Annotated in this window: 18 protein-coding genes; 9 read left to right on the top strand and 9 right to left on the bottom strand. The window is 67.3% G+C overall.

The window, feature by feature from the left end:
• Positions 1–346: 346 nt before the first annotated feature.
• Positions 347–1,561, bottom strand: a complete 1,215-nt coding sequence (locus AC0SZ7_RS06805; protein ID WP_475503662.1) for a DUF1835 domain-containing protein — start codon at positions 1,559–1,561, stop codon at positions 347–349.
• A 253-nt stretch (positions 1,562–1,814) separates the two neighbouring features.
• Here AC0SZ7_RS06805 and AC0SZ7_RS06800 point away from each other — a divergent pair, with 253 nt between their 5' ends.
• From AC0SZ7_RS06800 to AC0SZ7_RS06765, 8 genes are all read left to right on the top strand, one after another.
• Entirely contained in the window at positions 1,815–3,143 is a 1,329-nt protein-coding gene (locus AC0SZ7_RS06800) for an LLM class flavin-dependent oxidoreductase (RefSeq protein WP_475503661.1), read from the top strand.
• A gap of 177 nt (positions 3,144–3,320) precedes the next feature.
• On the top strand, positions 3,321–3,833 hold the full coding sequence (locus AC0SZ7_RS06795) for a sigma-70 family RNA polymerase sigma factor (protein WP_475503660.1): 513 nt from the start codon (positions 3,321–3,323) through the stop codon (positions 3,831–3,833).
• Entirely contained in the window at positions 3,830–4,786 is a 957-nt protein-coding gene (locus tag AC0SZ7_RS06790; RefSeq protein ID WP_475503659.1) for a FecR domain-containing protein, read from the top strand. The genes AC0SZ7_RS06795 and AC0SZ7_RS06790 overlap by 4 nt, the downstream gene beginning before the upstream one ends.
• 263 nt (positions 4,787–5,049) lie before the next feature.
• Positions 5,050–7,875, top strand: a complete 2,826-nt coding sequence (locus AC0SZ7_RS06785; RefSeq protein WP_475503786.1) for a TonB-dependent receptor — start codon at positions 5,050–5,052, stop codon at positions 7,873–7,875.
• 48 nt (positions 7,876–7,923) lie between these two features.
• Positions 7,924–9,828, top strand: a complete 1,905-nt coding sequence (locus tag AC0SZ7_RS06780) for an extracellular solute-binding protein (protein WP_475503658.1) — start codon at positions 7,924–7,926, stop codon at positions 9,826–9,828.
• Entirely contained in the window at positions 9,815–10,873 is a 1,059-nt protein-coding gene (locus AC0SZ7_RS06775) for a microcin C ABC transporter permease YejB (protein WP_475503657.1), read from the top strand. Before AC0SZ7_RS06780 ends, AC0SZ7_RS06775 begins: the two co-directional genes overlap by 14 nt.
• A gap of 2 nt (positions 10,874–10,875) precedes the next feature.
• Entirely contained in the window at positions 10,876–11,898 is a 1,023-nt protein-coding gene (locus AC0SZ7_RS06770; protein WP_475503656.1) for an ABC transporter permease, read from the top strand.
• A 1-nt stretch (position 11,899) separates the two neighbouring features.
• Positions 11,900–13,468 (top strand): ABC transporter ATP-binding protein, encoded by a 1,569-nt coding sequence (locus AC0SZ7_RS06765; RefSeq protein WP_475503655.1) that lies wholly within the window; start codon positions 11,900–11,902, stop codon positions 13,466–13,468.
• Between the two features lie 94 nt (positions 13,469–13,562).
• On the opposite strand, the gene AC0SZ7_RS06760 is transcribed toward AC0SZ7_RS06765, so the two are convergent.
• The 3 genes from AC0SZ7_RS06760 to AC0SZ7_RS06750 all read right to left on the bottom strand — a co-directional run bounded on the left by AC0SZ7_RS06760 (position 13,563) and on the right by AC0SZ7_RS06750 (position 15,598).
• The gene (locus AC0SZ7_RS06760; RefSeq protein WP_475503654.1) at positions 13,563–13,778 is read right to left on the bottom strand and encodes a hypothetical protein; all 216 of its coding nucleotides are present in this window, start codon (positions 13,776–13,778) and stop codon (positions 13,563–13,565) included.
• 85 nt (positions 13,779–13,863) lie between these two features.
• Positions 13,864–14,262 carry a DUF4440 domain-containing protein gene (locus AC0SZ7_RS06755; protein WP_475503653.1) on the bottom strand — a complete coding sequence of 133 codons (399 nt, stop codon included), beginning with the start codon at positions 14,260–14,262 and terminating at the stop codon, positions 13,864–13,866.
• Positions 14,243–15,598, bottom strand: a complete 1,356-nt coding sequence (locus AC0SZ7_RS06750) for an MFS transporter (protein ID WP_475503652.1) — start codon at positions 15,596–15,598, stop codon at positions 14,243–14,245. The genes AC0SZ7_RS06755 and AC0SZ7_RS06750 overlap by 20 nt, the downstream gene beginning before the upstream one ends.
• 90 nt (positions 15,599–15,688) lie before the next feature.
• Here AC0SZ7_RS06750 and AC0SZ7_RS06745 point away from each other — a divergent pair, with 90 nt between their 5' ends.
• Positions 15,689–16,579, top strand: coding sequence for a LysR family transcriptional regulator (locus tag AC0SZ7_RS06745; RefSeq protein WP_475503651.1), 891 nt, complete (start codon positions 15,689–15,691; stop codon positions 16,577–16,579).
• A gap of 18 nt (positions 16,580–16,597) precedes the next feature.
• On the opposite strand, the gene AC0SZ7_RS06740 is transcribed toward AC0SZ7_RS06745, so the two are convergent.
• The 5 genes from AC0SZ7_RS06740 to AC0SZ7_RS06720 form a co-directional block, all read right to left on the bottom strand.
• Complete coding sequence (locus AC0SZ7_RS06740) at positions 16,598–17,155, bottom strand: type 1 glutamine amidotransferase domain-containing protein (RefSeq protein ID WP_475503650.1); 558 nt, start codon at positions 17,153–17,155, stop codon at positions 16,598–16,600.
• A gap of 96 nt (positions 17,156–17,251) precedes the next feature.
• Complete coding sequence (locus AC0SZ7_RS06735; protein WP_475503649.1) at positions 17,252–17,536, bottom strand: DUF6555 family protein; 285 nt, start codon at positions 17,534–17,536, stop codon at positions 17,252–17,254.
• 217 nt (positions 17,537–17,753) lie between these two features.
• Positions 17,754–19,010 (bottom strand): NAD(P)/FAD-dependent oxidoreductase, encoded by a 1,257-nt coding sequence (locus tag AC0SZ7_RS06730; RefSeq protein WP_475503648.1) that lies wholly within the window; start codon positions 19,008–19,010, stop codon positions 17,754–17,756.
• 3 nt (positions 19,011–19,013) lie between these two features.
• On the bottom strand, positions 19,014–20,591 hold the full coding sequence (locus tag AC0SZ7_RS06725; protein WP_475503647.1) for an aldehyde dehydrogenase (NADP(+)): 1,578 nt from the start codon (positions 20,589–20,591) through the stop codon (positions 19,014–19,016).
• A 56-nt stretch (positions 20,592–20,647) separates the two neighbouring features.
• Entirely contained in the window at positions 20,648–21,595 is a 948-nt protein-coding gene (locus AC0SZ7_RS06720) for a dihydrodipicolinate synthase family protein (RefSeq protein ID WP_475503646.1), read from the bottom strand.
• Positions 21,596–21,631 lie beyond the last annotated feature (36 nt).

Raw genomic sequence — 21,631 nt, 5'->3', positions numbered from 1 at the left:
CCTTGCGGCCGCTGCTACAGACGATTCGCGTAGCAGCTGCCGCAGGCTGCGTCCGGCACCACTGCGGTGCTGCTGGACAACCGCGGTGCCCGAGGACGCGGCCTTGCGGCCGCTGCTACGGAAGATTCGCGTAGCAGCTGCCGCAGGCTGCGTCCGCTACCACTGCGGTGCTGCTGAAACTGCGCGGTAACTATAGCCGCGGTCTTGGTGTAGCCGCTGCCGCCAGTGTCTTGAAACCGCGTTGCCTGCATCGCGACTAAAGTCGGCTCCTACCCCGTGCGTGGTAGGAGCCGGCCTTGGCCGCGATGCAGACGACGCGATCTAAGCGGCATACGCAGGCGGTGTCTTACTTGCGAACCTGCCACACAGGCACACCCTGCTCATCAATGGCCCAATGCGCCGCACCAGGCGCTATGCACACGCCACCCACCCAACGCTCATGGCTGGCCAGGTCAGGCCAATACGCCAGCCCCGCCAACACCTGTTCACCCAACGGCGTCAGTTGCAGCGGCCGCTGCGCCCATGGCAACTGCGGTTCGTGCTCGGCCAGCAAGGGCTTGGCGCCATCGATCAACGGCCGCAGCATGGCGTGGAACATGAGGTCGCCCAAATACGGCAGCGGTTCATGCCGCAGCATCAGCAGGCCGAACACCTTGCCCAGCGGCAATGTGCCGGCGTCGGCGATGATGTTCAGCGCCAGGCGCTCGGTCAGCGACAACCCGTCGTGCACGCCCGGCAGCTCCTGCAGCTGGCGCCGCAACGCGCGGCCCAGCAAGGGCAGGGCAGGGTGGTCGGCCCGGGCCAGGGCGGCCAGCGCCACCGGCGAGGGCTCGCAGTACGCCTGCCAGGCCTGCCGCGCCAGCTGCAGCATGGCGGCGTCCACGGGCCGGCGTTGTGGCCACAGCCAGGCCAGCACGTCGGGCGCCAGTTGGCCGATGCCGATGAAGCGCTCGACGCCAGGCACCTCACTCACCTCGATCAACTCAAGGCCTGCAGGCACCTGCGCAAGCCCGGCCAGCGCACGCATCAGGAACAGCTGGTCGTAGGCGTCCGCTTCGCACCACAACACGCCCGGTTGGCCATTGCCCAGTTCGGCCAGGTCGCGGTATTCGGCATCGAAGCGGCGGGTTACTTCAGCCAGGTCCATGCCGAATGCCCGGCTGATGAACTGGCTGCGCTGGCGGCTGTAGGCCGCGGCCGGCAACTGCTGTACCGGCCCCATGCACAGTGGGTCGGTGAGCATGCAAAAACGCCCCTTGAACCCGGCCAGCTGCAGGCTGTGGGCGATGTCGTTGCCGCAGCGCCAATGGGTGGTACGCGGCTCGTCACTGGCGGCGAAATCGGGGTGGCGCGCCGCGAAGTCGAGGGCGTCGACGTGGGCCTTCAACTTCGGCCAACTGCTGAAGCCCAGCTCCTTGGCTATCTGCCATTGGGCGTCGGCCAGAGTCTGGTCGAAGGGCGGTTGCTGCTTCAGCTGCTTGAGGCGTTCCTTGGCGCGCTTGCGCTGCTGCTCAAGGTTGATGCGGCCATCGGTGTGGGATGACAGGGTTGGGGCGGGCATACGATCTCCTTGTGCAACCAAGGTCCGCTTCATGGCTGGGAGTCGTGATGACAGGCAAGCGATTCGTGTCCTGGGCGCAGCCCTTCCCGCGGATGGCGGCGTGGATGACGCCGTGGTGGCCACTATAGGCAGCCAGGCCGCAGCTGGCAACGCTTATGCTTCGCCGGCATAACCGCGCACCATCGATTATTGGACGGCCACGGCGCCGTCGGGGAATGCTGCCGGCTTTTGCACGGCACAGGGAACCCTGCCCATGAGCACCACGCGACAACTGAAACTGGGCGCCTTCATGCGCCCGGTCAGCATCCACACCGGCGCCTGGCGTTACCCGGGTGCCTGGCGCGACGCCAACTTCAACTTCCAACACCTCAAGCGCCTGGCCCAGACCCTGGAACGCGGCAAGTTCGACGCCTTCTTCATGGCCGACCACCTGGCGCTGCTGAACATGCCGCTGGACGCCCTCAAGCGCAGCCACACGGCTACCTCGTTCGAGCCGTTCACGTTGCTTTCGGCCCTGAGCCAGGCCACCGAGCACCTGGGCCTGGTGGCCACGGCGTCCACCAGCTTCGACGAGCCGTTCCACATCGCCCGGCGCTTCGCCTCCCTGGACCACCTGAGCAACGGCCGCGCCGGCTGGAACATCGTCACCACCTCCAACCCCGACGCGGCGAAAAACTTCGGCCTGGAGCAGCACCTCGACCACGACCAGCGCTACGCCCGCGCCCGCGAGTTCTACGACGTGGTCACCGGCCTGTGGGACAGCTGGGCCGACGACGCCTTCATTCGCGACGCCGACAGCGGCGAGTTTTTCGACCCGGCCAGGTTGCACACACTCAACCACCGTGGCGCGCATTTGAACGTGCGCGGGCCGCTGCACATCGCCCGGCCCGTGCAGGGCTGGCCGGTGATCGTGCAGGCGGGCTCGTCCGAACCCGGCCGGCAGCTGGCGGCTGAAACCGCCGAGGTCATCTTTGCCGCGCCGAGCAATTTGCAGGAGGGGCGCGCGTTCTACGCCGACGTCAAGGCGCGCCTGGCGCCGTTGGGACGCGAACGCGAGCACCTGAAAATTCTTCCGGCGGCCTTCGTGGTGGTGGGCGACACCCTGCAACAGGCAAAAGCCATCCGCGCCCGGCTCGACAGCCTGGTGCACTACGAAAGCGCCATCGCCTCGCTGTCCATCGCCCTGGGCACCGACGCCTCGCGCTTCGACCCCGACGGCTACCTGCCACCGGTGCCGCAGACCAACGACAGCCAAAGCAGCCGCGAACGGGTGCTGGCCCTGGCCGACCGCGAGCAGCTCACCGTGCGCCAACTGGCCCAGCGCCTGGGTGGCTACGCGGGCCTGGCCTTCGTCGGCACCGCGCACAGCATCGCCGACGAGATGCAGGAATGGCTGGAACGCGAGGGCAGCGACGGCTTCAACGTGATGTTCCCGTGGTTGCCCGGCGGGCTCGATGATTTCGTCGACAAAGTGGTACCGGAGCTGCAGGGGCGGGGGATTTTCCGGCGCGAGTACGAGGGCGATACCTTGCGTGAAAACCTCGGCTTGCCGCGCCCGGCGAACCGCTTTTTCCCCGGTTAGCGAGCGTCTGCGCCGGCCCCTGGAAGGCAATCTCCCACCGGGCTGGCCTTATGCCTTTTGTATCACAATTGTAAACTTTTAATTCCTTCCTGAAATCTCCCGCTTTGTTGCAGAGTGGCCGGGCCACGCCCCAGCCGGGGCCTTTTACCGTTCTGCATTCAAGGCATGGAGCAACCGATGGGCGCCACCCCCACTACGCATTACCCCCTGATTGGCCAACTGTTCAAGCGTGACTACGGCTGGCTGTGCGGGCGCATCGCCCGGGTATTGGGGTGCCCGCACAATGCGCAGGACGTGGCGGCGGAAACCTTCCTGCGGGTGCTGGCGCTGCCCGACCCGTCGGCCATTCGCGAGCCGCGTGCGTTGCTGACCACCATCGCGCGGCGCCTGGTATACGAGGGTTGGCGTCGCCAGGATCTGGAACGGGCGTACCTGGAAAGCCTGGCGCTGGCCCCCGAGCAGGTGCACCCCTCGCCCGAGGAGCGCGCGGTGCTGATCGAGACGCTGGTGGCGGTGGACCGGCTGCTGGACGGGCTGTCGGCCAAGGCCAAGGCGGCGTTCCTCTGCCACCAGCTGGACGGCCTGACCTATGCGCAGATCGGCGCGCAGCTGGGGGTGTCCACCAGCCGCGTGCAACAGTACATGGCCCAGGCGTTTGCCCGTTGCTACCACCTGATGGCCGACGCATGAACAGCCCGGTGCCCGACAGCGTGGTCATCGACGAAGCGGCGCAGTGGATGGCGCTGCTGCACTCGGGGCAGGTCAATGACCAGCAGGTGCAGGCCCTGGCGCAGTGGCGGGCCAGCGATGCCCAGCATGAGGCCGTGTGGCAGCGGATGACCCAGGGCGTGGGCCAATTGCCCAGCGCGGCGCTGCGCGGCGTGCCACGCCAGGCGCTGTTGCGCAGTTTGCAGGCGCCCAGCAGCCGCCGGCGTTTTTTGCAGGGCAGCCTGGGCCTGGCGGCGCTGGTCAGCGGCGCGCAGTGGCTGGGCCACGACGGTGCCTGGCCAGGCAGCGCTGGCCTGCAGACCGCCACCGGCCAGCGCCAGGCGCTGACCCTGGACGATGGCAGCGCGCTGGTGCTGGACGCCCGCAGCCGCGTGGCCGAACGCTTCGACGCCACCGAGCGGCTGCTGCACCTGTACCAGGGCGGCTTGTGGCTGGACGTGGCGCGCGAACAGCGGCCCTTCATCGTCGAGACCGAGCACGGCCAGGTACGCGCGCTGGGCACCCGCTTCGTGGTGCAGCGCGATGAGGGCGGCACAACGTTGAGCATGCTCCATTCCCAGGCGCTGATTACTACCCGCAGTGGCCTCCGGCAAGTGGTGGACGCAGGGCGCAGCGTGCGCTTCGACGCCCAGCAGTTCCTGCTCGCCAGCACCGCCAGCGACGCCGACGCCGCCTGGATCGACGGCCGCCTGGAAGCCCGCGACTGGAGCCTGGGGCAGGTCATCGAACGGCTGCGCAGCTATCGCCCCGGCGTGATTCGCGTCAGCGCCAGGGCGGCTGCCTTGCGCCTGAGCGGCATCTTTCCGCTCGACGACAGCGACCGTGCGCTGCAGTTGCTGGGCCTGTCGCTGCCTATCGCGGTCACGCGCTACAGCGCGTATTGGGTGACCATCGACGTGGTGGACGTTTTATGAAATACGGCGTTTAGCAGCAGGTGTTTTTTGGGAGGTGGCTTGCCAGCGAGCTTTTAGGGCCACACAGCTCGCTGGCAAGCCAGCTCCCACAAAAGCCCCGTAGCAGCTGCATAAGCTCAGCACCTTTCCATCTAACCGCCCCCCTGTAAAACCCGGCCCCTCGCTGCACAACCCTGGAAACAACCAGATATCAGGGATGCCCCCTCGTGAAGCCATTTACCTTGACGCGTATCAGTGCCGGCCTGCTGCTGGGCTTGAACCTTGTGCCCCAGTGGGCGCAGGCGGTGCCGTTCGACCTGCCGGCCGGGCCGCTGGATGCGACGCTGCTGCAAATCTCCCGGCAGACCGGCCAGGTCATCGCCTTCGACCAGCGCCTGGTGCGCGGCCAGGTGGCGCCAGCGGTGCAGGGCGACCTCAACACCGAGCAGGCCTTGAGCACTGCGCTGCAAGGCACCGGCCTGCACAGCGAGGCCACCGCCACCGGCGTGGTCATCAGCGCCGACGCCCGCGCGCAACCTGCCGCCGCTACCAGCGCCACGCCGCCCACCACGCAACTGGAGCGGGTGGAAGTCACCGGCAGCGCCATCCGCCGGGTAGACGCGGAAACCGCCGTGCCGGTGACCATCCTGCGGGTGGAGCAGCTCAAGGAGCAGGGCGTCACCAGCACCGAACAATTGGTCAGCCGCATCGCCAGCAACCAGTCCTCGGTCAATTCCAGCCGTGCCGTGGGCTCCAGCAGTGGCGGCGCCTCGTTCGCCGACCTGCGCGGCATTGGCCCGAACAAGACCCTGGTGCTGCTCAACGGTCGCCGCCTGAGCAACAACGCCATCAGCGGCGCCGGCGTCGACCTCAATACCATCCCCTTCGCCGCCCTGGACCGCGTGGAGGTACTGCGCGACGGCGCCTCGGCCCTGTACGGCACCGACGCCATCGGCGGCGTAATCAACTTCATCACCAAGAAGAGCGTGGTCGGCGGCTCCATCAGCGGCGGCCTCACCAGCCCCACCCACGCAGGCGACGGCGACACCCACGACCTCAGCGCCAGCTATGGCTTCGGCGACCTGGACGAGGACCGCTTCAACGTGTTCGCCGTGGCCAACTACGACAAGGAAGACAGCCTGGCGGCCAAGGACCGCAGCTACACCTACAACTACCAGCCCGGCCGCGGCCTGGACTACACCTCGGGCACCACCTCGCCGGCCAACTGGAGCCAGGGCAGCAACGCCACCAACCCGCTGGCGGGCGGGGGTTGCAAAGCCCCGGGTTTGATCCTGCGCAACGGCATCTGCCGCGAGAGCCTGTGGAGCTCGCTGGACCTGATTCCCGAATCGGAAAAGACCTCGCTGTTCACCAAGGCCAGCGGCAAGCTGGCCGATGACCAGACAGTAAGCCTGGAATATTTCTTCGCCAAGAACCAGAGCCGCACCCAGGTGGGCGCCGCACCGCTGACCGGCCTGCAGGTGAACCCCGGCACCACTTACTACCCCGGCAACGGCGTCACCCCCGGCCCCACGGGCTTTGCCCTCGACCCCACGCAGCCGGTGGACGTGAACTGGCGTGAAAGCGCCGAGGGCCCACGGCGCCAGAGCGACGACAACACCAACCAGCGCCTGCTGCTGACCTTCGAAGGCAACGCCGCCGGCTGGGATTACAACCTGGGCGCCTCGTACAACCAGAACAAGGTGGTGGGCAGCATCAACAGCGGCTACGTCAACGACAGCGCGGTGGCCGCCGGCGTTGCCGATGGCACCATCAACCCGTTCGGCCCGCAAAGCGCGGCCGGCGCCGCCTACCTGGCCGCCAACGCCGTGGAAGGCGACTACAGCACCTCCATTGGCCGCGTGAAGGCCATCGACGGCCGTGCCAGCCGCGACATCGGCGACTGGTTCGGCGCCGGCCCTGCCGCCCTGGCCCTGGGCGGCGAGTACCGCAAGGAAGAGTTCCACCAGGATTACCAACCGTTCGCCGCCGACGTCCAGAGCCTGGGCGTCGACCCCAATGCCGCGGTGTCGGGCGACCGCTCGGTGCAGGCCGAATACGCCGAGCTGAACGTGCCGGTGCTCGACACCCTGGAAGTCAGCGCTGCCGTGCGCCACGACAAATACAGCGACTTTGGCAGCACCACCAACCCCAAGTATTCGTTCCGCTTCCAGCCGTTCAAGGAACTGGTGCTGCGCGGCGCGTACAGCGAGGGCTTCCGCGCGCCGTCGCTGTATGAGCTGTACAACCCCAACTACACCACCTTCACCAACGCCAACTACAACGACCCGCGCCTGTGCGCCGGCGGCCGGCCCAGCAACGGCGGCATCGCCAACCGCGACTGCGCCCAGCAGTTCTTCAGCCGCACCGGCGGCAACACTCAGCTGAGCCCGGAGACTGCGCGCAACGTCACCTTCGGCTTCGTCTACCAGCCGGTGCGCGACCTGTCGGTGGGCCTGGACTTCTGGTGGATCAAAATCGCCAACCAGATCGCCGAGTTCCCCGAGTCGGCGATCTTCGACAACCCCGACGCGTTCGCCGACCGCATCGTGCGCAAGGCCGATGGCTCCATCGACCACATCGTCACCGGCCTCGCCAACCTGGGCAAGGTCAAGACCAGCGGCATCGACGTCTCCCTGGACTACCGCTTCCCCAACACCCCCTACGGTCAGTTCGGTTTGGGCCTGCAGGGCACCTACGTGACCCGCTATGACTACCAGGAGCAGATCGGCGGCCCCTTCATCGACAAGCTCGGTGACTTCCGTGGCGGTGACTTCACCTCGGCCGGCGCCATCGCCCGCTGGCGCCAGAACCTGGCCCTGAGCTGGAACCTGGGCCCGTACGGCGCCAGCCTGGTCAACCGCTTCACCAGCGGCTACCACGACTCCGACCCGGACACCCACCACAGCGTGGGTTCGTACAACGTCTGGGACCTGTCGGGCACCTACCACTGGCGCAAGAGCGTGGACTTCACCGTGGGTGTGCAGAACCTGTTCGACCGCGAGCCGCCGTTCAGCAACCAGACCTACACCTTCCAGAGCGGCTACGACCCCAAGTACGCCGACCCCTATGGCCGCGTGCTGTTCACCAAGCTGGCCTACAACTTCTGACGGTGGGCGTTATGCACTTTGAATCTGACAAGGCAACGGTTAGCGCCAATGAATGCTAAGGCCAGCCCTATAAAAAACCGCGCCTCGCTGCACAACCTGGCAGGCAAACACGTCTTTGCCGTGTTGCTGGCCACGGCCAGCGTGGCACCGAGCGCGTGGGGTGCCCCCCAGGGGTACCTCACCGTCTACGGCGAAGCGCCACGCTACCGCGATGGTTTCCAGCACTTCGACTACGTCAACGCCAACGCGCCCAAGGGCGGCAGCCTGCGGCGCTCGTCGATGGAGGATGGCGCCTTCGACCACATCATTCCTTATGTGGACAAGGGCACCGGGGTGACCCAGGTCGACAGCTGGCTGTATGCGCCGCTGGGCTACCGCGCCAAGGACGAGCCCTACACCGTCTACGGCCTGGTGGCCCGGCAGTTCGAATTGGCACCGGACCGGCGCTGGCTGCGCCTGACCCTCAACGAGCAGGCGCGCTTCGCCGACGGCCAGGCCATCACCGCCGAGGACGTGCGCTACACCTTCAACCTGTTCATGACCCAGGGTAGCCTCAAGTACCGCCAGCAGTTCGCCGACGTCGACCAGGTGCGGGTGGAGTCGCCCACCCGCGTGCTGTTCACCTTCAAGGACAACGGCAACCGCAACCTGCCGTTGGACATTGCCAGCCTGCCGGTGCTGCCCGAGCACTGGTGGCGCAGCCGCGACTTCGCCAATGGCGGCGGTTTCGAGCCGCCGCTGGGCAGCGGGCCGTACCGGGTGAGCCGCGTTGACCCCGGCCGCAGCATTCACTTTGAGCGCGACAAGCACTGGTGGGGCCGCGACCTGCCGGTAAGCCGCGGCCTGTACAACTTCGACGAGCTGAGCGTGGAATTCTTCGGTGACACCCAGGTGTCGCAGCAGGTGCTCAAGGCGGGCGGCTACGACTACAACCGCGAGTTCTCGGCCACGGCCTACACCCTGGGGTATGCCGGCGCCGCCCAGGATGACGGCCGCCTGGTGCGCGAACACCTGGCGCCGGGCGCTGCGGAGAACAGCCAGGGCTTTGCCTTCAACCTGCAGAAGCCGATGTTCCAGGACCGCCGCGTGCGCCAGGCCATCGCCATGCTCTGGGACTTCGAATGGAGCAACCGGCAGATGATGCGCGGTATGTACTTGCGCCAGCGCAGCTACTTCTCGCACAGCGACCTGGCCGCCACCGGCTTGCCCAGCGCCGAAGAGCTGAAAATACTTGAGCCGTGGCGCGGGCAAGTGCCCGATGAAGTCTTCAGCCAGGCCTTCGAAGCGCCGAAGACCGACGGCAGCGGCATCGTCCGCAACCAGCAGCTGCAAGCTTTGCAACTGCTGGAAAGCGCCGGCTGGCACCCACGGGGCGACCAACTGGTGAACGCCGCCGGGCAACCGCTGAACTTCACCTTCCTCAACGTGCAGCGCGGTTTCGAGCGCCTGCTGCTGCCGTTCAAGCGCAACCTGGCGCAGATCGGCATCGGCTTCAACATTCGCCAGGTCGACGCCGCGCAGTACACCAACCGCGTGCGCGCGCGGGACTACGACATGATCGTCATCGCCTACCCGGTCACGCCCACGCCGGGGCGCGAGCTGTACAACTACTACGGCTCGGCCAGCGCCGCCGACCCCGGTTCCAATAATTACTCGGTGCTGCGCAGCCCGGCGGTGGACGGCCTGATCGACGGCCTGGTGAAAGCCGACAGCCGCGCCGCCATGGTGCAGCATGCCCACGCCCTGGACCGGGTGCTGCAGTGGGGCTACTACTGGATTCCCAACTACTACCCGCCGGGTGTGTCCTCGGTGTGGTGGAACCGCTACGGCCGGCCCGCCGTGCAGGCCGCCAACGAGCCCGGCCTGGATACCTGGTGGCAGGTAAGCCCGGCGGCGCTGACCAGCGCGCAGATGCAACGGGCCGAGGAGGGCGACCGTCATGTGGGCCTATAGCTTGCGGCGCGTGGCGCTGATGGTGCCGACCCTGCTGTGCATCCTGCTGGTGAATTTCGCCATCGTCCAGGCGGCGCCGGGCGGCCCGGTGGAGCAGGCCATTGCCCGCCTGCAAGGCCTGGGCGCGGTGGCCAGCGGCGGCAGCGCCAGCGACAGTGCCGGCGGCGCTGGCCGTGCCAGCCGTGGCCTGGACCCGGCGCTGGTGGCCGAGATCGAGCGCCAGTACGGCTTCGACAAACCGCCACTGCAACGCCTGTGGCTGATGCTGGACAACTACGCCCACCTGGACCTGGGCACCAGCTTCTTCCGCGGCGCCAAGGTCACCGAGCTGATCCTCGACAAGCTGCCGGTGACCCTGTCGCTGGGGCTGTGGGCCACGCTGATCACCTACCTGGTGTCGATCCCGCTGGGCATCGGCAAGGCGGTGCGCAACGGCAGTGCCTTCGACGGCTGGAGCAGCGCGCTCATCGCTTTCGGCTACGCCATGCCGGCGTTCCTGTTTGCCATTTTGCTGATCGTGCTGTTTGGCGGTGGTACGGCGTTGGACTGGTTCCCGGTGCGCGGGCTGGTCTCGGAGAATTTCAGCCAATTGGGGCCGCTGGCCAAGGTCGCCGACTACTTCTGGCACCTGGTGCTGCCGGTGGCTGCGCTGGTGGTGGGCGGCTTCGCCACCCTGACCCTGCTGACCAAGAACAGCGTGCTCAGCGAGGTCAGCCGCCTGTACGTGGTGACCGCGCGGGCCAAGGGCCTCAGCGAGCGCCAGGTGCTGTACCGGCACGTGTTTCGCAACGCCATGCTGTTGCTGGTGGCGGGCTTGCCCAACGCGCTGGTCAATGTGCTGTTTGGCGGCTCGCTGCTGATCGAGGTGATCTTTTCCCTCGATGGCCTCGGGCGCTTGAGCTACGAGGCGGCCGTGGCGCGTGACTACCCGGTGGTGTTCGGCTCGCTGTTGCTGTTCACCCTGGCGGGCCTGGTGATCAAGTTGGTGGGCGACCTGTGCTACCGGCTGGTCGACCCGCGTATCGATTTTTCCGCAAGGAGTTGAGCATGTTCGCGCTTTCCCCCGTGGCGCGCCGCCGTTGGCTGCGCTTTCGCCAGCACCGCCGTGGCTGGTGGTCGCTGTGGCTGTTCGTGGCGCTGCTGGGCCTGTGCCTGGGCGCCGAAGGGCTGGCCAACGACAAGCCGCTGCTGCTGGCCTGGAAGGGCCATTATTACTTTCCGGCGCTGGTGCGCTACACCGAGCAGGATTTTGGCGGCCAGCTGCCGTTCCAGCCCGATTACCGTGCGGCCTCCACGCGCCAACTGATCGAGGGGCAGGGCGGCTGGATGCTGTTCGCGCCGGTCCCATTCGGTGCCGAAACCGTGAACTACGACCTTGCCGGGCCTGCCCCCAGCCCGCCGTCGAAAGACAATTGGCTGGGCACCGACGACCAGGCGCGCGACGTGCTGGCGCGGGTCATTTACGGCGCGCGGGTGTCGCTGCTGTTCGCCTTGGCGCTGACCGTGGTCAGCACCGTCATTGGCGTCGCCGCCGGCGCGCTGCAGGGTTACTACGGTGGCTGGGTGGACCTGCTGGGCCAGCGCCTGCTGGAGATCTGGTCGGGGCTGCCGGTGCTGTACCTGCTGATCATTCTGTCGGGCTTCGTCGAGCCGAACTTTTGGTGGCTGCTGGGCATCATGGCCCTGTTCACCTGGCTGGCGCTGGTGGACGTGGTGCGCGCCGAGTTCCTGCGTGGGCGCAACCTTGAGTGCGTGCGCGCGGCCAGGGCGTTGGGGGTGAGCGACGGCCGGCTGATGCTGCGGCACATCCTGCCCAACGCCTTCAACGCCACGCTGACCTGGCTGCCGTTCATTGTCACCGGCGCCATCTCGACGCTGTCGGCGCTGGACTTTCTCGGCTTCGGCATGCCGGTGGGCACCGCCTCCCTGGGCGAGCTGATCGGCCAGGGCAAAAACAACCTGCAGGCGCCCTGGCTGGGGCTGACGGCGTTCTTCGCCCTGGCGCTGATTCTTTCCCTGCTGGTGTTCATCGGTGAAGCCTGCCGTGACGCCTTCGACCCGAGTGCCTGACATGACCGACCCGCTTATCACCCTTCGGCAACTGCGCGTGGCCTTCAACGGCACGCCCGTGGTGCACGGCCTGGACCTGGACATCTACCCCGGCGAGTGCCTGGCGCTGGTGGGCGAGTCCGGCTCGGGCAAGTCGGTGACCGCGCACTCCATCCTGCAACTGCTGCCCAAGGCAACCACCCGCACCCAGGGCAGCGTTCGCTACCACGGCGAGGAATTGCTGGGCGCCAGCGCCAAGCGCCTGCAGGCGCTGCGCGGCAACCGCATCGCCATGGTGTTCCAGGAGCCCATGAGTTCGCTGAACCCGCTGCACACGGTGGAAAAACAGTTGGCGGAAACCCTGCGGCTGCACAAGGGCATGAGCGCCCGCGAGGCGCGCACGCGCATCCTCGAACTGCTGGAACTGGTGGGCATCCGCGACCCGCGCCAGCGCCTGGGCAGCTACCCGCACCAGCTGTCCGGCGGCCAGCGCCAACGGGTGATGATTGCCATGGCCCTGGCCTGCGAGCCGCAACTGCTGATTGCCGACGAGCCCACCACCGCCCTCGATGTCACCGTGCAGCGGCGCATCCTGGCGCTGCTCAAGCACCTGCAGCAACGCCTGGGCATGGCGCTGTTGCTGATCAGCCATGACCTCAACCTGGTGCGCGATATTGCCCAGCGGGTGGCGGTGATGCGCGGCGGCGAGATAGTCGAGCAGGGCGCCAGCGCCGAGCTGTTCGCCCACCCCCGGCACCCCTACACGCGGCAGCTGCTGGACGCCGAACCGGGTGGCCGGGTGCACGCCGACCCCGACGCGCCGCTGCTGTTGCAGGTGCGTGACCTGCGCGTGGCCTTTGCCCGTGGCGGCTGGCCGTGGCGCAAGCAGTGGCTGCACGCGGTGGACGGCGTCGACCTGCAGGTGCGGCGTGGGCAGACCTTGGGCATCGTCGGCGAGTCGGGCTCGGGCAAGTCCACCCTGGGCCAGGCGCTGCTGCGGCTGATCCCGTCCCAGGGCAGCGTGCAATTTCAGGGCAGCGAGCTGCAAGGCCTCGGCGCCCGCGCCATGCGCCCCTGGCGGGCGCACGTGCAGGTGGTGTTCCAGGACCCGTTCGGCAGCCTCAGCCCGCGCCTCAGCGTGCTGCAGATCATCGCAGAGGGTTTGCAGGTGCACCGGCAATTGCCGCCCGATGCCTGCGAGGCATTGGTGATCGAGGCCTTGCATGAGGTGGGCCTGGATCCGGGTTGCCGGCACCGCTACCCCCACGAATTCTCTGGTGGCCAGCGCCAACGCATTGCCATTGCCCGGGCACTGGTGCTCAAGCCGCAGTTGATCGTGCTGGACGAGCCGACCTCGGCGCTGGACCGCTCGGTGCAGAAACAGATTCTGGCGTTGTTGCGGCGGCTGCAGGCCGACCATGGCCTGGCGTATATTTTCATTAGCCACGACCTGGCGGTGGTGCGCGCGTTGGCGCATCAGGTGATGGTGCTGCAGGCGGGCAGGGTGGTGGAGTACAGCAGCACCGAGCGGCTATTCACCCAGCCGCGCCAGGCCTACACCCGCGAACTGCTGAGCGCCGCAGCTTACTGATGCTACACCCCGTAGCAGCGGCCAAAGGCCGCGTCCCAGGCCCCGCAGTGGGGACGCAGCCTTCGGCAGCTGCTACGGCCTGGAGGCGGGCCAGTCAGGCGTCCTTGAGCACCGAACGCAATATCGCGTCCAGGTCCAGCCATGGGTATTGGTTCTGCTCGGTGCGCGCCGAGCAGTCCTTGCCGTGGACGAAAGGCGTGTAGGCCTTGGTCGCCAATTGCGACTGCCCGCACACCGGGCACTGCAGGTGGTCGCCCAGCAGACGCCAGGCACGGTCCCAGTTCCTGAGCTTGATGGGTCTGTCTGGCACGGCATCATGCCCCGTCAAAACTAAACGCTGATCATGCGCCAATCCAGGGGGGAAATGCCGGCCATTTGTCGGGATCAGAAAGTATTCAGACCGCCGTTTCCTGTAAAAAATGCCACCGCACGCCGGCCTCGGTGACGCTCATTGCCACCACCGACCAACGCGCGGTTTCGACGCCGTGCAGCCGGTGCACCTCGCGGTAGCGCAGGGTCACGCCACTGCCTTCCTCCCAGACGACTTGCACGTCGCTGACCTGGATCTGCAAGCCCGGCCTGGCGCCGGCCGCACCCTGGAACATGTTGGCGACCTGCTGGCGGTTCACCTCGACGCCCTGGGTGGTGACCATGCGAAAGTCGTCGGCGAAGGCGGGCATCAGCTCGGCGATTGCCGTCTGGGCGGGGCCTTGGGCAGCGCTGAAGGCGGTGTGAATGTGTTCGTGTACGTGATGCACGCTGTGGCAGGCGCGCTCAAGCTTGGTGGTGGGCATGGCAGTCCTTTTGAACAGGCAATGAAGTGAGCTGCAGCAGTGGCAGAAGCCCCAGCAAGGCGGCGATCAAGAACGTGAAGTGGTAGGCCTGGCCAGCGGCCAAGTGTTGGGCCGATGCCGTGTAGATCACCAGCATCAGTGCCGCACCCAGGCTGAAGGCTACCTGGCGGTTGATGTTCCAGATAACGCTGGCCCGCTGCGTGGCCTGACCGCTGAAGTCCAGCAACGCGGTGGTCTGCGCGGTGTTGGCGCCGATACCGCCGCCCAGCCCCATCAGGGCATAGGCCAGCACCAACAGCGGCAGGTCGGCGCGGCTGTCGGCCAGGGCCAGCAGCGCGATGCCGGCACTGTGCATGCCCATCCCCAGCATGAACAGGCGCCGGGCGCCGAGGCGGGCGTAGGCAACGCCGCACCCCAGCATGGCGACCAGGGCGCCGCCGGCATACAGCAGCATGAGCTGGCCAGTACGCTGTGCGCTGAACCGCAGGGTGTCCTGCAGGTAGAAAATGTTCAGCAGGTTAACGCCCGTGAAGATGCCGGGAATGGCCTGGTAGACCAGTACTGAGGTGCGCAGCCTGGCGTTGCCAAGCAAGCCCAGGTCGACGATGGGGTGGGGTGTGCGGCGGTAGTGGCGGATGTACAGGCCCCCCCACAATGCGCCGAAGGCCAGGCAGGGCAGGGCTGCAGGGCTGCCATAGAGCGACAGGCCCAGCAGCACGCAGGCCAGCGCGGCGCTCACCAGGAGCAGGCCTTTGATGTCCGGGCGCAGCACGCTCGCATCGGCTGCCTCGCGCACCCATAGCCACGCCAATGCTGCGGCCAGCAGTGCCAGTGGCGCGTTGCAGATGAATACCAAGCGCCACGACCCACGGTCGACAATGAAACCACCGAGGGTTGGCGCAAGGGCGGGGGCAAGCAGCGCGACCACCATCACCAGCGTTGAAATACGCGCGCGGTCGGCGCCCTGGAACAGGTTGAAGGTCAGGGCCTGGCCGACCGGTATCAGTAACCCACCCGCCATGCCTTGCAGCAGGCGCCAGGCCACCAGCTGCGCGAACGTAGCAGCCCCGGCGCACTGCCACGCCGCCAGGGCGAATACCAGCATGGACAACGCCAGCAACCCGCGCGGGCCCCAACGGCCGGCCAGCCAGGGGCTGATGGGCATCACCAGGGTCAGCCCGAGGATGTAGGCATTGGCTACCCAGGCAACATCGGCGCGGCTGACCTGCAGCGCACCGGCGATCGATGGCATGGCCACCGCAGACATGAAGATGTTGATGCAGTCGATGAAGAAGCCCAGCACGAATACGCAGGCTATGCGGTAACGGTAGGTCATGGTCGATCCTCGTGGCAGCGCAGGATAGGGACCGTGGTGGGGCGCTGTCGATGGCAGTAGACTGGAAACAGTGTTTGACAGGAGTGAACAATGAGCGGCGTCGCCATCCATACCCAACTGCATCGCATCCAGACCTTCCTGGCCGTAGTCGACTTCGGTTCCTATACCCGCGCAGCGCAGCATCTGGGCATCAGCAAGGCCATGGCCAGCCTGCACGTGAAATCCCTGGAGCAGGCCCTGGCCGTTACGTTGCTGACCCGCAGCACTCGTGCCATCGCCTTGACGGAGAGCGGGCAGGCCTTCCACCAGGATTTCAAGGCCGTGGTTGCCAGCATCGACAGCGCGTTCGACAAGGTCATGCAACGCAGCCACCGGATTGCCGGCACCTTGCGCATCAGCACTACCAGCGAATATGGCGAGCGCTTCGTGCTGCCGTTGCTGCCGGCGTTCGTGGCGCAATACCCGGACCTGGGCATCAGCTATCAGGTGAACTCGTCGCTGAACGACCTGGTGGCGGAAAAACTCGACCTGGTGGTGCGCCTGGGCAGCCTGCGTGATTCGGGTTTCAAGTGTCGCCAACTGGCGCAGTACGCCATCGTGCTGGTGGCGGCCCCAGCGTTGCTGGAGGCGGGGGGCGAAGACGTCGACCGGCTGCCGTGGATTGCCAACAGCAACCTGGCCAAGCCAACCCAGTGGACGTTGCGCCGTGACGATGGCAGCCCGGTGCAGGTCAGTGGCCGGGCTGCGTTCCACGCCAACGCGGCCTCCGCCATTCGTGCCATGGCCGTTGCAGGCCTTGGCGTGGCGGTGCTGCCCGAGTGGCTGGTGGCACAGGACCTTGCCGAGGGAACCTTGCGCCGCTTGTTGCCCGATTGCAGCCTGCCGCAGCAACCGGTGAGCGTGGTGTTTCCCAACAGCGATCCGTTACCTGCCAAGACTCGGGCTTTCATTGATTTCCTGGCGACACGGTTGGGCCAGTGACGCGGCCTGCGGCCGCTGCTACAGGGGCGCCTTGGCGATGGCGTCGTTGAATGCCGGCAGGTCCTTGGGCGTGCGCGAGGTAATCAGCGTCCAGCCGTTGGCGCCGCATTGCTTGACCGCTTCATCCACCCAGCCGGCGGCCTTGGCGTTGACCAGGTCAGTGCGCACGCTGGCGTAGGAGGTCAGCGTCTTGCCCTCGATGACGCCGGCGTCGATCAACACCCAGGGGCCATGGCAGATGGCGGCCACGGTCTTGCCGGCCTTGACGAATTCGTTGACCAGCCGCTGCGCGTCCTTGTCCTGGCGCAGGGTGTCGGCGTTGACGGTGCCGCCGGGGATCACCAGGGCATCGAAGTCGGCGCCTTTCACCTCCGCCAGGCGGGTATCGGACTCCACCGTGCGGTCCTTCTCGGTGTCCTGCTGAAAGGTCTGGGTGGCGCCGCCCTTGATAGAGGCGTGCACCAGCGTGGCGCCCAGGCCGCGCAGGGTTTCCAGCGGCTGGAGCAGTTCATCGCGCTCGATGCCGGTGTTGCTGGTGATCACCAGGATTTTCTTGCCTTGAAGTGACGTGCCCATGGGGAAGCCCTCTGCCGTAATAGGGGATTGTTCAGCGTTCAGTGGAAAAAACGGACCGGAGTACAAATGTACTCCTGGCAATTAAAGCGCTATCGATCAGCTCTCTGCAGGTTCCGATGAAGCCGTTTCATCCGTGCCTTCGCGGGGGCTGGCGCGTTGGCCGGCCAGGCGCCATTTCACCTCGGTAATGCCGTAGCGCTCGGCCATGGGTCGGCTAACCTGGCGGGTTTGCTGGCGGCCGAATTTGGGGATGATGCCGACCCCTGCGTCGCAACTGGCCCAGTGCCAGGCCAGGGCGTTGTCCATTTTTTCCAGGCGGATGATGAACGAGGCCGGTTTGCCGTGTAGCAGGTATTCGATGACGTAGAGCTGTGGGTTCATGGGCGCCTCCATCGTGCCATGTGGTTGGGAACACGGCGGGGCGCGGTTGATTCAAAAAAAATGCAGGCAAATGCGATAAATGGCGCGGCTGCAAGCCTTCGCCGGATTCCTGACGCCGAGGCGCCAGGGGAAGGACCTGTGGGAGCTGGCATGCCAGCGAGCTTTTAAGGCCTCAACAGCTCGCTGGCAAGCCAGCTCCCACAAAAGCCGCCAGGCGTCAGAACCGATCCAGGCGGTAGGCGCTCGAAGCGGGTGCCTCGCCATTGGCCAGCGCGGCGACCATCTCCGCGGTCAGCGCCGCCTGGGTCAGGCCCAGATGCTGGTGCCCGAACGCCAACAGCACCTTGCCGCCTGCCACCCGGTCGATCACCGGCAGGGAATCGGGCAGCGACGGCCGAAAACCCATCCACTCGGTGGCGCCGCTGGCGTCCAGGTCGCGGCTGAACAGGCCTTGGCTGAGGCGGTGCAGCTGCCGCGCGCGGGCCATGGACGGCGGCGCGTCGAGGCCGGCGAATTCCACCGTGCCGGCCAGGCGCAGGCCGCCTGCCATGGGGGTCATGATGAACTTGCGTTCCAGCGAGGTGACGGCGAACGGCAGGCGGTGTTGTTCTGCCGGTAGCATCAGGTGGTAGCCGCGCTCGGTGTCCAGCGGCACCTGCTTGCCGGTCAGCCGCCTGGTCAGCGGCGCCGAATGCGCGCCGCAGGCCAGCAGCACCTGGCGCGCAGCAATCGCGCCCTGGTCAGTGTTCAGCACCACGCCGCCGTCGTGGAGGCGGCCGTCGAGCACGCTGTGCTGCAGGAACTGCACGCCACAGCCCTTGGCGGCTTCCACCAGTTCGGTGAGCACGGTGTAGGGGTCGATGAAATGCCCGGTGGCGGGGAAGAACAGCCCGCCCTGCAGGTGTTCGCTCAGTTGCGGCGCGGCCTGGCGCACGGCGTCGGCGGCCCAGAAGTCCACCGGCACTTGCTGTTGGCGCATGCGCGCCTGCAAGGCGTCCAGGGCGGCGCGGGATTCGGGGCGCTCGAACACCAGCAGCGAACCATCCTCCTTCAGCAGCCCGGGGCGCTGCACGCTGGCCAACAGGCGCTGCCAGGCGCCCAGGCTGCCTTCGTTGAGGGCGCGGATACCGGCCACGGTGCGCTGGAACGGCGCCGGCCGCAGGTTCAGCAGCAGCCGGGTGAACCACGGCAGCGCGCGGGGCAGGTACTTCCAGTCCAGGCGCAGCGGGCCCATGGGGTCCATGAGCATGGCCGGCAGGCGCTTGAGAATTGACACGTCGGCGATCGGGAACACCTGCTCGGTGGCCAGGTGCCCGGCGTTGCCGTAGGAGGCGCCGAGGCCTGGCGCCTGGCGGTCGAGGACCAGCACCCGGCGGCCTTGGCGCGCCAGGGCCAGGGCGCAGGTGACGCCGATGATGCCGGCGCCGACCACGGCGACGTCCGCCGTGGCCGGTGCAACGAAGGGCTGGTTCATGGCTCATGCCTCCCTGTGGCCGTCGACCAGACGCCGCAGCTGCAGGTTGTTGGCGGCACCGAGGGCCACGGGCAACAGGCTGTCGGGGAAGTCCTGGTAACACACCGGGCGCAGGAAGCGCAGGATGGCTGCGGTGCCGACCGAGGTGCCACGTGCATCTGAGGTGGCCGGGAACGGCCCGCCGTGCACCATGGCGTCGCACACTTCGACGCCGGTTGGCCAACCGTTGACCAGCAGGCGCCCGGCCTTGCGCTCCAGCACCGGCAGCAAGGCGCGGGCCTGGGGCAGGTCGGCGTCGTCGAGGTGCAGGGTGGCGGTCAGTTGGCCTTCCAGGTGTTCGAGCACCTGGCGCACTTGCTGGTCATCGTCGCACTGCACAATCAGTGAGGCGGCGCCAAACACTTCGGCTTGCAGCGCCGGGGCGCCGAGGAAGTCGCTGGCGTCGGCAATGAACAGCTGGGCCTGGCCCTGGTTTGGCCCGTTGGCGGGCAGGCCCTGGCCCAGGGTATGCGCCAGCGGGTTGCTGGCCAGCGCTGTGACGCCCTGCTGGTAGGCCTGGAAGATACCGGGCGTCAGCATGGTTTGCGCGGGGGCGACCTTAAGCGCCGCCACGGCGGCTGTGCTGAAGCGTTCCAGGGCAGCGCCACGCTGGGCGATGACCAGGCCGGGGTTGGTGCAGAACTGCCCGGCGCCCTGGGTCAGCGACGTGACAAACGCCTGGGCCAGCGCTTCCCCACGTGCCTGCAGGGCGGCCGGGAACAGCAGCACCGGGTTGATCGAACTCATTTCCGCGTACACCGGAATCGGTTCCGGCCGCGCGTGGGCCGCGTCGCACAGGGCCAGGCCGCCGCTGCGCGAACCGGTAAAGCCCACGGCCTTGATGCGCGGGTCGCTCACCAGGGCGATGCCCACTTCGCGGCCCGAACCGAACAGCAGCGAGAACACCCCGTCCGGCAGTTCGCAGCGCTGCACGGCGCGGGCCACGGCCTGGCCCACCAGTTCGCTGGTGCCGGGGTGGGCGCCGTGGGCCTTGACTACCACCGGGCAGCCGGCGGCCAGGGCCGAGGCGGTGTCGCCACCGGCCACCGAGAAGGCCAGGGGGAAATTGCTGGCGCCGAATACCGCCACCGGGCCCAGGGCGATGTGCCGTTGGCGCAGGTCGGCGCGCGGCAGGGGCTGGCGCTGGGGCAGGGCGGGGTCGATGCGCGCATCCAGCCACTCGCCGTCCAGCACCGTGCGGGCGAAGGTGCGCAGCTGCTGGCAGGTGCGCCCGCGTTCGCCAAGAATACGTGCGCGTGGCAGCCCGGTTTCGGCCACTGCGCGGTCAATCAGGGTGTCGCCAAGGGCTTCGATTTCCTCGGCGATGGCCTGCAGGAAGGCTGCGCGGGCGGCCGGCGGCGTCTCGCGGTAGACGTCAAAGGCGTCCCACGCCAGGGCGCAGGCCTGAGCCACGTGCTCGCGGTTGCCACTGGCGTAGCCGGGTTGCAGCGGCAGGTCGGTGGCGGGGTTGATGGCGTAAACCTCGGCGCCGTTGCCGGCGACGGCGTGGCGGCCGATCAGCAGCTTGCCTGTCAGTGTCATGGTGCATCCTTAAAAGGTCACGAGGCCGGGCCCCAGGGCCCGGCGCGGCAAGGGTGTCAGGCCTGGTTCTGCTCGGCCGACCAGGCGGCGTACCACTGGCGGAACAGCGCGTACTGCTGTTCGGCGTAGCGGCGCTGGGCGTCGCTGAGCACGTCGGTTTCGTTGAAGTGCAGGCTGTATTCCAGGTCGCCGTTGAGCACCATCAGGTGCTTGTAGTACAGCACCAGGTCGCAGCCTTCATCGAACGATGACAGCACCGCCAGCGCCGCCTCCAGTTCGCGCGCCAGGCGGCGGGCGCGGGCGTCGCCCTTGGCCGCCTGCTTGCTCAGCGCCACCAGGTGCAGCACCTCGCGCGGCAGGGCGTTGCCGATGCCGGTGATGGCGCCGGTGGCGTTGCAGTTGACGAAGCCGTGCACCACCTGGGTATCGACACCCACCATCAGGGTCACGTCGTCATCCTGGGAGGTGATGTTTTCCGCGGCGTAGCGCAGGTCGGCGGCGCCGCCGAATTCCTTGAAGCCGATCAGGTTGGGGTGTTCGCGGCGCAGTTCGAAGAACAGCTCGGCGCGGGTGGCGAAACCGTAGTAAGGGCTGTTGTAGATGACCGCCGGCAGTTGTGGCGCGGCCTTGAGGATGGCGCTGAAATGCGCCTTCTGCGCGGCCGGCGAGGCGCCACGCGACAGCACCCGCGGAATCACCATCAGGCCCTGGGCGCCCACCTTGGCGGCATGGGCCGCGTGGGCCACGGCTTCGCGGCTATTGACCGCGCCGGTGCCGACGATGGTCGGGATGCCGGCGGCCACCAGGCGCGCCACGCCTTCCTGGCGCTGGGCTTCGGTGAGCAGCGGCCAGTCACCCATGGAACCGCAGTAGACCACGGCGCTCATGCCGGCTTCGATCAGTTGGCGACCCTTGGCCACCAGGGCGTCGAAGTCCGGGGTACGCGCGGCGGTGCATGGAGTCATCAGGGCGGGCATGCAGCCGGTGAAGATGTTGTCGGTCATGGTGCGTTCTCCAATAGTCAATGAGTGCGAAAAAGC

Source organism: Pseudomonas sp. JC1203, assembly GCF_056175065.1.
The sequence above is the reverse complement of the archived record's forward strand: the minus strand, read 5'-3'. Positions and strand labels throughout refer to the sequence as shown.